At 68.4% G+C, this 14,116-nt stretch carries 18 protein-coding genes; 7 read left to right on the plus strand and 11 right to left on the minus strand.

What is annotated here, in order from left to right; translation table 11 throughout:
* From ACRDU5_RS06435 to ACRDU5_RS06460, 6 genes are read left to right on the plus strand one after another with little or no spacing between them, the layout of a single operon-like run.
* Positions 1-876 carry a DUF58 domain-containing protein gene (locus ACRDU5_RS06435; protein WP_526613650.1) on the plus strand — a complete coding sequence of 292 codons (876 nt, stop codon included), beginning with the start codon at positions 1-3 and terminating at the stop codon, positions 874-876.
* Entirely contained in the window at positions 866-1,339 is a 474-nt protein-coding gene (locus tag ACRDU5_RS06440) for a hypothetical protein (RefSeq protein WP_526613651.1), read from the plus strand. The genes ACRDU5_RS06435 and ACRDU5_RS06440 overlap by 11 nt, the downstream gene beginning before the upstream one ends.
* Entirely contained in the window at positions 1,330-2,358 is a 1,029-nt protein-coding gene (locus ACRDU5_RS06445) for a hypothetical protein (protein WP_526613652.1), read from the plus strand. The genes ACRDU5_RS06440 and ACRDU5_RS06445 overlap by 10 nt, the downstream gene beginning before the upstream one ends.
* A complete protein-coding gene (locus tag ACRDU5_RS06450) occupies positions 2,355-3,302 on the plus strand; it encodes a vWA domain-containing protein (protein WP_526613653.1) in 948 nt (315 codons plus the stop codon). The genes ACRDU5_RS06445 and ACRDU5_RS06450 overlap by 4 nt, the downstream gene beginning before the upstream one ends.
* On the plus strand, positions 3,302-4,021 hold the full coding sequence (locus ACRDU5_RS06455) for a hypothetical protein (RefSeq protein WP_526613654.1): 720 nt from the start codon (positions 3,302-3,304) through the stop codon (positions 4,019-4,021). The genes ACRDU5_RS06450 and ACRDU5_RS06455 overlap by 1 nt, the downstream gene beginning before the upstream one ends.
* 26 nt (positions 4,022-4,047) lie before the next feature.
* Complete coding sequence (locus ACRDU5_RS06460; protein WP_526613655.1) at positions 4,048-4,848, plus strand: class II aldolase/adducin family protein; 801 nt, start codon at positions 4,048-4,050, stop codon at positions 4,846-4,848.
* Between the two features lie 10 nt (positions 4,849-4,858).
* Here the strand turns inward: ACRDU5_RS06460 and ACRDU5_RS06465 are convergent, their stop codons facing one another.
* From ACRDU5_RS06465 to ACRDU5_RS06475, 3 genes are read right to left on the minus strand one after another with little or no spacing between them, the layout of a single operon-like run.
* On the minus strand, positions 4,859-5,071 hold the full coding sequence (locus ACRDU5_RS06465) for a hypothetical protein (protein WP_526613656.1): 213 nt from the start codon (positions 5,069-5,071) through the stop codon (positions 4,859-4,861).
* 9 nt (positions 5,072-5,080) lie between these two features.
* The gene (locus ACRDU5_RS06470; protein ID WP_526613657.1) at positions 5,081-6,124 is read right to left on the minus strand and encodes an aminotransferase class V-fold PLP-dependent enzyme; all 1,044 of its coding nucleotides are present in this window, start codon (positions 6,122-6,124) and stop codon (positions 5,081-5,083) included.
* Positions 6,121-6,429: a DUF4229 domain-containing protein gene (locus tag ACRDU5_RS06475; protein ID WP_526613658.1), complete on the minus strand. Its 309-nt coding sequence runs from the start codon at positions 6,427-6,429 to the stop codon at positions 6,121-6,123. Before ACRDU5_RS06475 ends, ACRDU5_RS06470 begins: the two co-directional genes overlap by 4 nt.
* 48 nt (positions 6,430-6,477) lie before the next feature.
* On the opposite strand from ACRDU5_RS06475, the gene ACRDU5_RS06480 reads away from it, so the two are divergent.
* A complete protein-coding gene (locus ACRDU5_RS06480; RefSeq protein WP_526613659.1) occupies positions 6,478-6,639 on the plus strand; it encodes a hypothetical protein in 162 nt (53 codons plus the stop codon).
* Positions 6,640-6,651: 12 nt separating this feature from the next.
* Here ACRDU5_RS06480 and ACRDU5_RS06485 read toward each other — a convergent pair whose 3' ends face one another.
* From ACRDU5_RS06485 to ACRDU5_RS06520, 8 genes are all read right to left on the minus strand, one after another.
* Positions 6,652-7,755 (minus strand): MinD/ParA family ATP-binding protein, encoded by a 1,104-nt coding sequence (locus ACRDU5_RS06485; protein WP_526613660.1) that lies wholly within the window; start codon positions 7,753-7,755, stop codon positions 6,652-6,654.
* Positions 7,756-7,789: 34 nt separating this feature from the next.
* The gene (gene ccsB / locus ACRDU5_RS06490) at positions 7,790-8,797 is read right to left on the minus strand and encodes a c-type cytochrome biogenesis protein CcsB (protein WP_526613661.1); all 1,008 of its coding nucleotides are present in this window, start codon (positions 8,795-8,797) and stop codon (positions 7,790-7,792) included.
* Positions 8,797-10,404, minus strand: coding sequence for a cytochrome c biogenesis protein ResB (gene resB / locus ACRDU5_RS06495; protein ID WP_526613662.1), 1,608 nt, complete (start codon positions 10,402-10,404; stop codon positions 8,797-8,799). The genes ccsB and resB overlap by 1 nt, the downstream gene beginning before the upstream one ends.
* A complete protein-coding gene (locus ACRDU5_RS06500) occupies positions 10,401-11,171 on the minus strand; it encodes a cytochrome c biogenesis CcdA family protein (protein ID WP_526613663.1) in 771 nt (256 codons plus the stop codon). Before ACRDU5_RS06500 ends, resB begins: the two co-directional genes overlap by 4 nt.
* Entirely contained in the window at positions 11,168-11,764 is a 597-nt protein-coding gene (locus ACRDU5_RS06505; protein ID WP_526613664.1) for a TlpA disulfide reductase family protein, read from the minus strand. The genes ACRDU5_RS06500 and ACRDU5_RS06505 overlap by 4 nt, the downstream gene beginning before the upstream one ends.
* The gene (locus tag ACRDU5_RS06510; protein WP_526613674.1) at positions 11,761-12,342 is read right to left on the minus strand and encodes a histidine phosphatase family protein; all 582 of its coding nucleotides are present in this window, start codon (positions 12,340-12,342) and stop codon (positions 11,761-11,763) included. Before ACRDU5_RS06510 ends, ACRDU5_RS06505 begins: the two co-directional genes overlap by 4 nt.
* A 23-nt stretch (positions 12,343-12,365) precedes the next feature.
* A complete protein-coding gene (gene hemL, locus ACRDU5_RS06515) occupies positions 12,366-13,685 on the minus strand; it encodes a glutamate-1-semialdehyde 2,1-aminomutase (RefSeq protein ID WP_526613665.1) in 1,320 nt (439 codons plus the stop codon).
* A gap of 51 nt (positions 13,686-13,736) precedes the next feature.
* On the minus strand, positions 13,737-14,116 hold a 380-nt coding region (locus tag ACRDU5_RS06520), incomplete at its 5' end, for a nitroreductase family deazaflavin-dependent oxidoreductase (RefSeq protein WP_526613666.1).

The following is a 14,116-nucleotide window of genomic DNA, read 5'->3' on the forward strand; positions in this document are numbered from 1 at the left end:
GTGGGCAAGCACCTCGACAGGGCGAAGGCGCATTTCGGCACCGACACACGCGGCCTGCTTGAGGGCGGCCGCTACGCGCTACTGCACAGCCGCAGCCTGGAATTCGACGACTTGCGGCCGTATGTGCGCGGCGACGACGTCCGCGACATCGACTGGAAGGCCTCCGCGCGCTCGGGCAGCGTTCTGATCAAGCGCTTCGTCGACGAGAAGCACCACAAGATCCTGCTCGTCGCCGATGCGGGCCGCAACATGACCGCGATGACACCGAGCGGCGAGGTGAAACTCGATGTCGCTGCACATGTCCTGGGCGCCTTCGGGCTGATCACCCTCGGCCGTGCCGACCAGATTGGCATGGTGTACGGCGATGACCGCGGCTGCGTCAACATTCGCCAGCGTCGCGGCGAAACTCACATCGAGAGCATGCTCCACCGGTTCTACGGCCACACGTTGGCGAAACCGGGAGGCAGCGAAATCGTGTGCCAATTGGATTACGTGGCAACGCATTACCGCCATCCGATGCTGGTCGTCGTGGTCTCCGATGAGCCCGATGTCGACACGCGTCTCGACAATGCGGTCACCCGGCTGGCCGCCCGGCACGACGTCTTGTGGGCGATGGTGTCCGACCTGCCCGCGGTGGGCTCGGCGGCCGACCAGAGCCAGGACGGCTACGACGTGGCGAGCGGCGGCTTCGTGCTCAGCGGCGCCACCTTGGGACCACGGGTCGTCGCCGCTTATCGACGCGCCGAGGCAGCCCGAACCCAGCAGCTCGCCGAGATCATGACCGCCCGCGCTATTCCGCACACCACGATCGGCGGTAGCGGCGAGATCCGCGCTCGGCTGGTCGAGTTGACCGAGGTGTTCGCCCGTGCCGGATGACCTACTGCGTTTCGTGGTTGGGCCCTCGCCCTATTCGGCATGGTGGCTGTGGATCGCACTGGCCCTGCTGCTGGCGGTAATCGCTTGGTACGCAGGCGTCTTCGTGTGGACTCTGCCTGCTGAGCGGCTGCGGTACCTACCGGTGGTCCGATCAGCGCACGCGAAGCTGCTGCGGCGCAGGTTCGCCCGAACCATCCGCTCCATCGACGAGCGCTACCGCGCCGGTGACCTGCCGGCGGCGCAGGCCAGCGCCCAGATAAGCCGCACGCTGCGCAGTTTCCTGCACCAGGCGACCGGTACTCGGGCACAGTACATGCACGTCGACGACATCAGATCGAGTGATCTCGCCAAGGCGGCTCCGCTGTTTTCGGCGCTCAACGATGCGCAGTTCAACACCACCTCGCCGGTGGAAGTCAGCAGGGTTGGTGCTACGGCCGAGGAGTTGATCCGCTCGTGGGCCTGACCTGGTGGCCGGTCGCGGTCGCCGGATTCGCCTGTCTGGCAGTGGCGATCGCACTGGCGGCGCTGCTGCCGATGGAGCAGGTTCGCCGCCAGTTGCGCCCGCTGGCGAACACGTCGCGGTTGACCCGGCTGCCCGAATACTCTCGGCTGGCCCGAACCAGAGCCATGTCGATGATCGTCACGATCGTGCTGCTCGTCCTGTTGTTCGGCGCGGCCGCGCTGGCCAGCGCCCGGCCGAGTGGATGGTGGTGGGCGCTCGGTGCTTCCGACCCGCCGGAGGACATCATGCTCTGTGTCGGTGAACCGGCGACCGAGCAGACGGTCGGCGAGTTCCTCACCTACTTCGCCGGGCAGGCCAGAACGTTCGGCACCCAACGCATTGGGATGACCTCGCCGAATCGACGTGTGGTCCCTTTAACCCGCGACTACCAGTACGCGGCCGAAAAGTTCGGCGACGTGGCGGGGCTCGCGCAGTTGCAAACCAACAGCGACACATCGCCACCACAACTGGCCGCCATGCGACGCGAGACGGCGCGGTTCTCCCCACCGGTGTCCTATGTCGACTACGCGCCCAGCACCGCCGACCTACTGGCGTTGTGCATGACCGGATTTCCGTCCTTCGAGTCCCAGAGCACCCACCGCCGTTCGGTGATCTACCTCGGGCCGGGCGAGGTTCGCGGCCGCGACGAGACGCGGCCGTCGCTGTTCACCGATCAAGGTGTCAAGGACATGGCGACCGAGGCCGGCGTCCAGATCAACGCTCTCACGCCTTCGGCTCAGAACACCGATGCCCTGGCGTCGATCGTGGAATCCACGGGCGGACAGTTCTTCCCGATACCGCCCGGCGATCCCGACTTGACCGCCGATCTCGATGCCATCCGCACCAATCCCCCGGAGGCCGCTCTGCCCGCCGCTACCAGCGGCGTCGGCTGGTTCGGTGACTCTCCGAACATCCCGCTCATCGTGGCCCTGGCGGCCTCAACCTTGTTGTGTCTGGCGCTGGTGGTGCTGCGACGATGACGTTTCAGCCGGTGCTGCCGCCGATGATCCTTCTGGTGATCGCCGCAGCCGTCATCACGCTCCGGATGCTCACCATGCGCCGGCTGTATGCCACCAGCGGAGCGCGATGGGGGACGGTCTGGCGCTGGTCTGGGTTGACGCTCGCGGTGCTGCTGGTGCTGATCGCCGCCGGCCGCCCCGGCATCGAGCGCGGTGACCTGGGAGCGGCCGCCGCGGCACGGTCCGGCGAGAACATCAACGTGTTCTTCGTCGTCGACCGGTCGACGGATTCGGGGGTTGAGGACTATGACGACGGACAGTCGCGGATGTCCGGAATTCGCACGGACGTCGACACATTGATCGATCGGTATCCCCAGGCACGGTTCGCTCTGGTCGCATTCGCGTCGCGACCCTCGCTGGACTGGCCGCTTTCGGAGGATGCATGGAGCCTGAAGCCCGAGATCGCGCGCCTCACCCCGTACGCCGCAACCGAGACGATCGAGGACGTCAACGCGGCCGCCGCCGCCAATGTGCTGCGCTATCAACTCATTGCGGCCGGTCAACAGTATCCCGATGCCGAGAGCCTGGTCTTCTACTTCGGTTCCGGCGCGCCCGGTTCGCGCGCACCGCAGGGTGAGTTCGATCCGATGCCGGGCTCGGTGGACGGCGGGGCGGTGTTCGGCTATGGCGCCGCACGCAACGAACCGGGTTTGCTCCGAATCGCCGCACAACTCGGCGTGCCGTATGTCGACCGAGACGACGGCCGGCCCGTCACCGAAGCCACACCGGACGGCGGCGGACCTCAGCCGGCCGACAGCGCTGTCACCTCATCGGGCATCGCCGAACGCACGGAACTGTACTGGGTGTTCACGCTGCTGGCCGCCGTGCTCCTGCTGTTCGAGCTGTTCGCGAGCATTCGCGATTTCCGCCGCACCCGCCTGGCCCGCCGGGATGTGGCGCTGTGATGGGCGCCCGAGGTCCGTCCCGGTTGCGGCTGCGCCGACGGCTGCTGGTGTTGTCGGCACCCGTGGTGCTGGTGGCGCTGCTGGCTGTCGTCAAGATGACATCGGTTGTCGTCGCGGGTAATTCGGCGGTATCGGACTTTCGTCGGGGAGACGCCGCCGCGTTGGGCGACGACGTGTCCGCGGTGAGCGTCCTGAACGTGATCGAACCGGCGAAGGCGCCGTTCGCGGCGGGCACGCTCGCGGTCCTAGAGGGCCAGCTCGACGAGGCCGACACCCGATTCTCGGAGGCACTGTCGCTTACCGACGCCGCACAGTCATGCCCGGTGCGCATCAACCTCGAACTGGTCCGCGAACGCCGGGGCGACGTCGACGCCTGGGAAGGCCGGCCGGACCAGGCCCGGGAGCGGTACCGCAGCGCGTTGGCCATCGTGGAGGATGCGCCGGGCGGGTGCTTCGAGGGCAACACCGACCCCGACCCCGAACGGCGCGCCATCCGAAACGACGCGGCCGCCCGACTGGCCGCCAAGATGGCGGGGGTGAACGCCGCGCCGCCGCCGCCCCCGGCGCCGCCACCGGCTCCCCCTCCACCGCCGTCGGCTCCGCCGCCCGCGTCCGTCGCGGCCGAACCCGATGCACCACAGGGTCCGTTGCGGCTGAATCCTGGAATGGGCGATCCGGTCGAGCGGCTGCAGCAGATACTGCAAGACGCCGCGGGCTAACCGAACGTGACGAGTAGCCTCGGACCATGACTGACGCCGATGTCGAACAAGCGGGCCGCCTCGCGACCGGCAACGTGGCTGCGCTCCTTCCCCAGGAAGATCGCACCGTCGAGCAGGAGCGCCTGCACCGCAAACAGAACCTCGCGGCAGCGTTCCGCCTCTTCAGTCGTTTCGGCTTCGACGAGGGCGTCGCCGGTCACATCACCGCACGCGATCCGGAGCTCACCGATCACTTCTGGGTCAATCCGTTCGGCATGCACTTCGGGCACATCCGTGTCAGCGACCTGTTGCTGGTGCGACATGATGGCACCGTCGTCGAGGGCGACCTACCGCTGAATCAGGCCGCTTTCGCCATCCATTCGCAGGTCCACGCCGCTCGTCCGGACGTTGTCAGCGCCGCGCATTCCCATTCGGTGTACGGCAAGACGTGGTCCACGCTCGCGCGGCTACTCGACCCGATCACCCAGGACGCCTGCGCGTTCTACGAAGACCATGCGCTGTTCGACCAATACTCCGGTGTTGTGCTCGATCTGGAGGAAGGCAAGCGCATCGCCCACGAACTCGGCGATTGCAAGGCCGTCATCCTGCGCAATCACGGCCTGCTCACGGTCGGCCACTCGGTGGAGGAAGCGGCTTGGTGGTTCATCACCATGGAGCGGTCCTGCCATGCGCAGCTGATGGCCGAAGCCGCCGGCACCCCGGTCCTGATCGAGCCGTCGATGGCCAAACACACGGCGGGACAAGTCGGCACCCACTTCGCCGGCTGGTTCAGCTTCCAACCATTGTTCGCGCGCATCACCCGCGAGCAGCCCGACCTCTTCGACTGATGCTCCGGCGTTAACCCGTCGACGTGCCGGTCCAGTACTCGGCGAACCGTCCCGCCTCCATCCGCAGGATGTCGTTGCCGGTAAAGCGGACGGGACTGTCGTCGGTGCGGCCGATGCCCACCCAGCGGCCCGCCACCATCTCACCATCGACCAGCGGTTTGATCTCGATCACAAACGTCAAGTCGGCGAAATCTCGCTCGTAGAGCACCTTGCCAGAGGTCATGACCGACGACTACCCCGATAGCACGTCGAGTAACCGGTCCAGGTCGTCCTCGGTGTTGTACAGGTGAAAGCCGACTCGGACGGCACCGGCCCGGATCGATGCCCGGATGCCTGCGCGCTTGAGTTGCTCGGCGGCCGCGGTCGGGATCGAGACGATCGCCGAATCCTCCGGCGGCAGTTGTAGTTCCGCGCGCAGCCGACGGGCCAGGCCCAGCGCGTGCGCCTCGATCGCGTGACGGTCCAGCGAGGCCAGCCATGGCAGCGTCAGGCCGGAGCCCAGCGCGCTGAACCACGACGGCGACGCGTCGAACCGGCGCGCACTGTCGGCCAGCCGCAGCGGCAGCCCATAGATCGTCGACCACGGTTCCGCACCCGCGTACCAGTTGGCGGCGTGCGGAATCATCAAGCTGGCGACCCTGTCGCTCAACGACATCCACGCGGTGCCGCGCGGCGCCAGCAGCCACTTGTACACCGCCGCGGCGGTGACGTCGGCCCACGGCAGGTCGACCCGCTTCCAGCCCACCGCCTGGGTGACGTCGATGACGGTCAAGGTGTCCGCTTGGGCCACGTTCGCGCGCAGCGCGTCCACGTCCAGGACCGCGCCATCGGCGGACTGAACCAGGCTCGCGGTCACCACGTCGTAGTCCGCCGCGGTCGCCACCAGCTCGTCAGGGCTGAGCTCGGTGACGGTGACGCCGCGTGCCGCCTGAGCTGCGAACGGGAAGGTGGTACTGGTGAATTCGCCGGACAGCGTCGCCACCCGGCTGCCGTCCGGGATCGCGGCGGCGACCAGGCCGAGCATCGCGGACACGTTGCCGCCCATCGCCACCGAGTCGACCGGGACACCGACCAGCGAGGCGTAGCCGGCCCGGCCCGCGCGCACGGGTTCGTCGAACGACGTGGCCTCCATCGTCCCGGCCTGCCACCCGCGCAGGCAGTCCTGCAGCGCTTCGACGAGGAACTGCGGCGGTAGTCCATAGGTGGGCGAATTAAGGAAACCTTCGGCGCCAACGAATTCGGCTCCGAACGCCTCGCGCGTCAAGACTGCCGTCATTGCTGCGGCGGCTCTTCGCCACGCAACCGTGCCCGCAACTGCTCGCGGTCCTTGCGCCGGCGCGCGTCGAACGCGGCGATGCTGGCGGTGGCGCGTCGGCGCAGCGGGGCGAACAGCCAGATGCCGACCGGCAGCGCGATCACGATCGCGAACAGCAGGGCGATGACCAGTGGGAAGTCCCGCACGCCCAGCAGACGGCCGGCCCCGAAGATGGCGGCGGTCAAGACGAGCACCAGCAACAGCCGGGCCAGCGTGTAGAGCAGGACGTCCACCACGAGGCGGGCTCCGGGGCGATCCTCCGACACGGCCCGAGCCTACCGACGGCGCGTATATTTGAATCAAGGAGGTTTTGCGTGGCTTATCTACTCCTCGTGCTGGTCTTGGCCGTTCTGGTGTACGTCGGCTGGCGGCTTACCCGCGATACTGCGCGCCGGCCGAAGACGCGTTCGATCGGCCCGGACGACGACCCGGACTTCCTGCGTCGGCTCGGCCACGAGGACAACCCGCGCCCGTAGCGGTCCCTCGGCCTAGAACAGGTCGCCGGTCCGCTTCGCACCCGGGAACCCGTCGGCGACCACCGCCGCGAGTTCGATCAGCGCCTCCCGCGTCTCCCGCCTCAGCCGCTCCAGGCTGATCTCCGCGCCCTCCTCCAGATGCGGGTCGAACGGCACCAACCGCACCGCCCGGCAGCGCCGGGAGAAGTGGTCGACGACCTTCTGCAGGTCGACCTTGCCCGACCGCGGGCGCACCGCGTTGATCACCGCGATCGAGTTGCGGACCATGTCCTGGTGGCCGTGCGCGTCGAGCCAGTCCAACGTCGCCGCCGCGCTGCGGGCACCGTCGACCGAGCCGGAGCTGATGACGACCAGCACATCGGCCTTGGCCAGCACCGCCGACATGGCCGAATGCATCAACCCGGTGCCGCAGTCGGTGAGCACCAGGCTGTAGAAGCGCTCCAGCACCTCCAGCGTCCGGGCGTAGTCGTCGGCGCTGAACGCCTCGGACACCGCCGGGTCGCTCTCCGAGGCCAGCACCTCCAGCCGGCTCGGCCCCTGCGACGTATAACTGCGGACATCGCTGTAGCGCCCGATGCCCTCGGCGTCGCGCAGCAGGTGGCGCACCGTGGCCGGGGTCTCCAGCGGCACCTTCTGGCTCAGCGTGCCGCGGTCGGGGTTGGCGTCGACCGCCACCACCCGATCGCCGCGGATGGAGGCGAACGTTGCGCCCATCGTCGCGGTGATCGTCGTCTTGCCCACCCCGCCCTTCAGCGACAGCAGGGCGATGCGGTAGCAGCCCTGCAGCGACTGGTTGACCTGCGCGAGCAGGTCGTTGTAGTGGGTGACCTTCGGGCTTTCGCCCAGGTTGATCTGCTTGAACGAGGAGAGGTAGAGCCACTTGCGCCAGCCGGCCGACGGCGGCCGCTTGGCCAACCGCAGCAGCGTCGCGGTGGACAGGTCCGGGTAGGGCGGCGGGCCGGCCTGCGGCGTGCCCTGGTCCAGCGGCGTGCCCGGGCCCAGCGGCAAGCCGTTCGGCGGCGTCGGGGCGGTCCAGTCCGCCGGCGGCGTCCCCTCGGCCGCTGGGTCGGTGAACCGCTGCTGCGACCGAAAGCCAGGCGACGGATGCTCAGACAACGGCTAATCCCCTCTCGTTAGCGGTTCAGGTGAGTCAGCTGACTCCGGCGTACGAATGCAGCCCGACGGTCACCAGGTTGATGAAGAACAGGTTGAACACCATCGCGACGAAGCCGGCGACGTTGATCCACGCCGCCTTCTTGTCGCGCCAGCCCGCCGTCGAGCGGGCGTGCAGGTAGGCGGCGTAGATCACCCACGCGATGAACGACACCGTCTCCTTGGGGTCCCAGCCCCAGTACCGGCCCCAGGCCTCCTCGGCCCAGATCGCGCCGAAGATGACGCCGAACCCGAACACCGGGAACGCGAAAATCGTTGTGCGATAGGCAATGCGGTCCAGCGTCTGCGCATCGGGCAGCCGCGCGACAATACCGGCCACAGCGCCCCCGGCGTCGGGCTGGCCCCACCGCGACATCTTGACCAAGAACAGAATGCTGGCCACACCCGCGACCAAAAACACCCCGGAACCGAGGCTGACCACCGACACGTGGATCGGCAGCCAGTAGGACTGCAGCGCGGGCATCACCGGCGCGGCGTTGGTGTAGAGCCAGCGGCCCGACACCGTCAGCAGAATCAGCACCGGAACGAGCACGAAGACCCACAGCGAGCGGTACTGCGGTCGGCGCAGCACGATCGCGGCCGCGACCAGACCGGAGAAGCAAGTCAGGTTGATGAACTCGTACATGTTGCCCCACGGCACCCGCGCGGTGGCCAGGCCGCGCAGCACGATGCACGCGAGCAGCAACCCGATGCCGACGTAGACGAGTGCCAGGCCCGCCCCGCCGATGCGCTCGTCGACCGGGCGCCGCGGTTTTTCGGCGACCGCGCCGGGGATGGTGCTGTCGGCGGTCACGCCGCCCGCGGCTGTACTGGATGTCGCCGGCCGAGCGGCTCCGACGAGTTCACGGTCGGCGATTTTCCGGCTGCGGCTATAGGCCAGCTCGACGGCGAGCAGCAGCAGCGCAAGGACGAGCACGACCACCGACGACGTGAAGGCCCAGTCCGAGTACCGGGCCAACCCGATGTCGATGTGGTCGGTATTCATCAGACCTTCTCCCTTGACGGCCGGTCCGCCGCGCCGAGTCCGTCCTGGGGGCACCTCCCGCCCGGAGGGCAGGGGGACAGGCGCTCCGACAGCCGCTCGAACTCGTCGCCCCACCCGGAGTTGTCGGTGCGGGCCAGGCCGCCCAGCTCGACGCTTACCGTACCCGGCGTCCCTGCACGAGCGATCCGAACCCATACCCGGCGCCGCCGGACGATCAGCGACACCAGCAGCCCGGCCATCATCGTCAAAGCGAACACCAGCACCCACACCTGGGCGGGGTCGTGGGAGACCTGCACGTTGATGAACGGCACCGCGCCGTCGAACCGCACGACGGTGCCGTCGTCGAGCCGGGTCCCCTCGCCGGCACGGAGGTTGACCCGCGCCATCTTGGTCAGCCGGCCCTGTTCGATGAGCCGCGGGTCCAAGCTGAACAGCGACTGCGGCCGACCGGTGTCCAGGCCGCTGTCGCCCTGGTAGATGTCGACGGCCACGGCGGGGTCGTTCAGGGCGGGAAAGCTCGACGACAGCAGCGTTCCGTGGAGCAGTTCCGTCGGGGCGAACAGGCCCTGAATGGCGATCTGATTCTTGCGGCGTTCGTCCGGATCGGGGTAGCTGCCGCCGGGTGGGTCGACCCGGATCACCCCCGACGACAGCAGGGTGAGCGGATCGTCCGGCCGCCACTGCACGGTCTGGGTGCGGGTCTGCCCGTCGGGGAAGGTGACGGTGAACGTCGGGGCATAGCCGTGGCCCTGCAGGTACACCCGGTCGCCGCCGACCCGCAGCGGATGGTTGACCTCGAGCCGGTAGGGCCGCCAGGTGTTGGTGGTCAGGTCGGCGCCGGCCTGGTAATCGATGTCCGCGGCGAACGACGTGGCCTGCCCGGACGGCAGATACTGTGCGTCGAAGTCGTTGACCCGCACGCACATCGGGTGCAGCGAGGTGCCGTCGACGATGTTGCCGGCTCGGAACGAGTCGAATGCCGCCGGCGACGCCGAGCAGAAGCCGGGTCCGCCGTCGGCGATGACGATGACATTGCCCTCGTAACCGAACAGCCTGCCGACGGCCACCGCCACCAGCAGGCCCAGCAGCGAGAAGTGGAAGACGATGTTGCCGAACTCGCGCAGATACCCCTTCTCGGCAGAGACTTCGGTGATTCCGCCCTCGGTGCGGGTGACCCGGCGCCAGCCATGTAGCCGGTTCGACACCGTTGCGGCGATGGCGTCGGGCTCGCCGGCCGCCTCGGCGGTGCGGTGTTTGGGCAGCCGGCCCAGATTGCGCGGGGCGGGCACCGGCGTGGCCCGCAGGCTGCGGACGTGTTCGATCAGCCGTGGGGCAAGGCAGCCCACCAGCGAGACGAACAGCAGCACGTAGACGGCGGTGAACCAGAAGCTGGAGAACACCTCGAAGGCCTGCAGGCGGTCCAGCCACGGCCCGATGGCCGGATGATCGGCGATGTACTGCTCGACCTTGCTTTCGTTGAGGCTGCGCTGCGGCAGCAGGGCACCCGGGATCGCGGCCAGCGCCAGCAGGAACAGCAGCACCAGCGCCGTGCCCATCGAGGTCAGCGTTCGCCAGGTGTTGCGCACGAACGCCAAAGCGCCCCTCATACCGGCAATCTCACGTCGCTGACGAACGCGTCGCGCACCCACGAGACGAACTCGTTCCACACCCCGGTCACCAGTGCAGCACCGACCAGGATCAGCAACACGCCGCCGAAGATCTGGATTCCGCGGGTGTGCCGACGCAGCCAGCCAAGGCCCTGCACGGCGCGTGCCGAGCCAAAGGCCAACAGCACGAAAGGGATTCCCAAGCCGAGGCAGTAGGCGATGACCAGCACGACACCACGGGCCACATTGGCACCGTCGGTCGCCGACGCAACCGCTATCACCCCGGTCAGCGTCGGGCCCAGACACGGCGTCCAGCCGAGCGCGAACACCGCACCCAGCAGCGGCGCACCGCCGATCGTCGATAGCTGCCGCGGCACGAACCGGGTATCCCGCTGCAGTACCGGAATGAAACCGACGAACACCAGCCCCATCACGATCGTGATCACGCCGCCGATACGTTGCAGCAGTAGCTGATTGGTGATCAGCGTGGAGGTCATGCCCAATACCGCGACGGTACCGAGCAAGAAGACTGCGGTGAACCCGGCGACGAACAGCGCGGCGGCCCCCGCGATGCGAAGCCGGGCCGTTCTGACGGCGAGTTGTCCTGGTTCCTCCTCCACCCCGACCACCGCGGCGAGATACGACACATAACCCGGTACCAACGGCACCACACACGGCGACGCGAACGACACCAGGCCGGCGAGCACCGAGATGCCCACCGCCACCAGAACCGGTCCCGCGGCCGCGATCTCGGTGAATCCGGTCATGTCTGCGACACCGGTTCGTCCAGCAGGCGCTCTACCACGGGTTGCAGGTCCTCGGCGAGCAGTTCGCGCAAGAACACCGCCGCCACCCGGTGCTGGCGGTCCAGCACGATCGTGGACGGGATGACCGTGGTCGGGTACTTGCCGCCGAACGCGATCATGGTGCGCATCGCCGGGTCGTAGATGGAGGGAAACGTTACCTTCCGGTCGACGACGAAGTCGCGGGCGGCGTCGCGGTTGTTGTCGCGCACGTCGATGCCGAGGAACGCGGCGCCCTGCGCCTTGGTGGCGTCGTACACCTTCTGCAGCTGGCCGATCTCGGAGCGGCACGGCCCGCACCACTGTCCCCACACGTTGATCACCACGACCTTGCCGGCGAAGTCGTCAAGCGAGACGCTCCTGGCGGGGTCCATCAGCTCCGGCCCGGCCAATGGCCCTGGGCGGCCACGGCTTTCGGGCGGGTCGTAGAAGATGTCGGTCTTGCCGCCGGGCGCGACGAATTCGAAGGTGCCGCCCTGCGCGACGGCGTCGTCACCGGTGGAACATCCGGCGAGCACGGCCAGCGCCGCGCTCGCGATGACGACCCACTGCCTCACCGGTCAGCCAGCTCCGCATAACCCCAGCCGACGTAGGAGTCTCCGTGGAAGTAGAAGGACGTCAGCGAGGCCAGGTTGCACAACCGCCGGGTCGGGAAGTGATGCAACGGCTTTCCCATCATCGCGCGGCGCAGCGTTTCGACGGGCAGCTGATGACTGACGCACACGGCCTCGTGCCCGGCGGCCTTGATACGGGCCCGTTCCAGCGCCGCCGTCATCCGCGCCGCAACCTGCTTGTAGGGCTCGCCCCATGACGGCGTGCGCGGGTTCCGCAGATGCCACCAGTTGCGCGGGTCGCGCAGGGCTCCGTCGCCCGGCGAGGTCTTCTCGCCCTGGAAGAGGTTCAGCGATTCGATCAGGTCGTCGTCGGTGTCGACCGGCAGGCCGTGCCGTTCCGCGATCGGCGCCGCGGTTTCCTGTGCGCGCTCCAACGGCGACGCGACCACATACACGATGTCGCGGTCGGCCAGCCAGTCGGCGACCTGTCGCGACTGCGCGAGGCCCTTTTGCGACAGGTGGTAGTCGGGCAGTCGTCCGTAGAGGATCTTGTCGGGGTTGTGGACCTCGCCGTGTCGCATCACGTGCACGATTGTCTTCTCGCTCACGGCTTGGCCTCGGCGGCGGCGCGGGCGGCGGCGGGCAGGGCAGCGGCGATCCGGTCGAACGCGTCGTCGTCCAATGCGGCCGACACGAACCAGGTTTCGAACGCGCTGGGCGGGGGGTAGACGCCGCCGTCCAGCAGCGCATGGAAGAACGCCGGATAACGCCACGTCTGGCTGGCCCTGGCCGCCGCGAAGTCCGTCACCGAGTTGTCGGTGAAGAACACGCTTAGCATGTTGCCTGCCCGCGGAATCTGGTGCGGCACACCGGCGTCGGTCAGAGTGTGGGAAAGCAGCCCGGTCAGCCGATCGGCGTTGGCGTCAAGCGCCGCATAGACCGCGTCGTCGGCCGCGCGCAGCGTCGCCAGCCCCGCCGCCATCGCGACCGGGTTACCGGACAGCGTGCCGGCCTGATACACCGGGCCGAGCGGGGCCAGCCGCTCCATCACCTCGGCCCGCCCGCCGAACGCCGCGGCGGGCAGGCCGCCGCTCATCACCTTGCCGAACGTGAACAGGTCGGCGTCGACCGGATCCATGCCGTACCAACCGGATCGGCTGACCCGGAAACCGGTCATCACCTCGTCGACGATCAGCAGTGCGCCGTGGTCGGCGGTGATGCGCCGCAACGCCGCGTTGTAGCCGGGCTCCGGCGGGACGGTGCCCATGTTGCCGGGGCTGGCCTCGGTGATGACACAGGCGATCTCGTCACCGAATCGGCCGAACACATCTTCCAGCGCGGGGATGTTGTTGTAGGGCAGCACAATCGTGTCGGCCGCGGCGGCGCCGGTGACACCCGGCGAGGACGGCAGCCCCAGGGTGGCAACGCCTGAACCCGCGTCGGCAAGCAGCGCGTCGCTGTGACCGTGATAGCAGCCGGCGAACTTGATGATCTTCGCGCGCCCGGTGAAACCGCGGGCCAGCCGGATCGCGCTCATGGTGGCCTCGGTGCCGGAGTTGACCAACCGCAGCCGGTCGACGGCGTCCACCCGTCCGATGATTTCTACGGCAAGCTCGGTCTCCGCCGGCGTCGGCGCGCCGAAGGACAGGCCGCCCGCCGCCGCGCGCTGTACGGCGTCGACGACGGCCGGGTGGGCGTGGCCCAGGATCATCGGGCCCCAGGAGCACACCAGGTCGACGTAGCGGTTGCCATCGGCGTCGGTCAGCCAGTAGCCCTGCGCGGAGGTGATGAACCGCGGGGTGCCGCCCACCGCCGTGAAAGCCCGCACCGGCGAGTTCACCCCGCCGGGGATGACGGCGCACGCGTCGGCGTACAGGCGCGCGGAGGCGTCGGTGCCCGCTGTCGTCCGGTCAGCACTGCGCATGGCCACCAGTGTCCCAGCCGGGCCCAGCGCGTCAACTACAGGGTGTAGTGGTCATTCCGGAGTCAGGCAGAAGACCGGGTGGTCGGCGTCGCTCGGCAGCTTGCGCCAGTAGCCCTCCACCACCCTGCCCGCCTTGGGCCGGTAGGCGGCAATGATCGGCCCCCGCTGCTCAACCGGCACTTCCGAGGCGATGTAATTGGTGCTGCCGAGCATGACGTTCGGGTTGGCCCGGACGTTCTTCACCCACTGCGATTCGCCGCGCGTCGACACCAGGTACTTGACCCCCTCGACCTCCGGCACCACCACCGGGATCAGCTGCGGTGCCATGCTGCCGCGCTTGGTCACGGTCAGCGTCTCGCTGTTGCTGATGCCGGTCGCCATCGCGATTTTGTTGAAGATCGTCCGGGTGAACCATGGAGGCTTGAGGTAGG

The organism is Mycobacterium sp., assembly GCF_050701515.1.
Lineage (GTDB): Bacteria > Actinomycetota > Actinomycetes > Mycobacteriales > Mycobacteriaceae > Mycobacterium.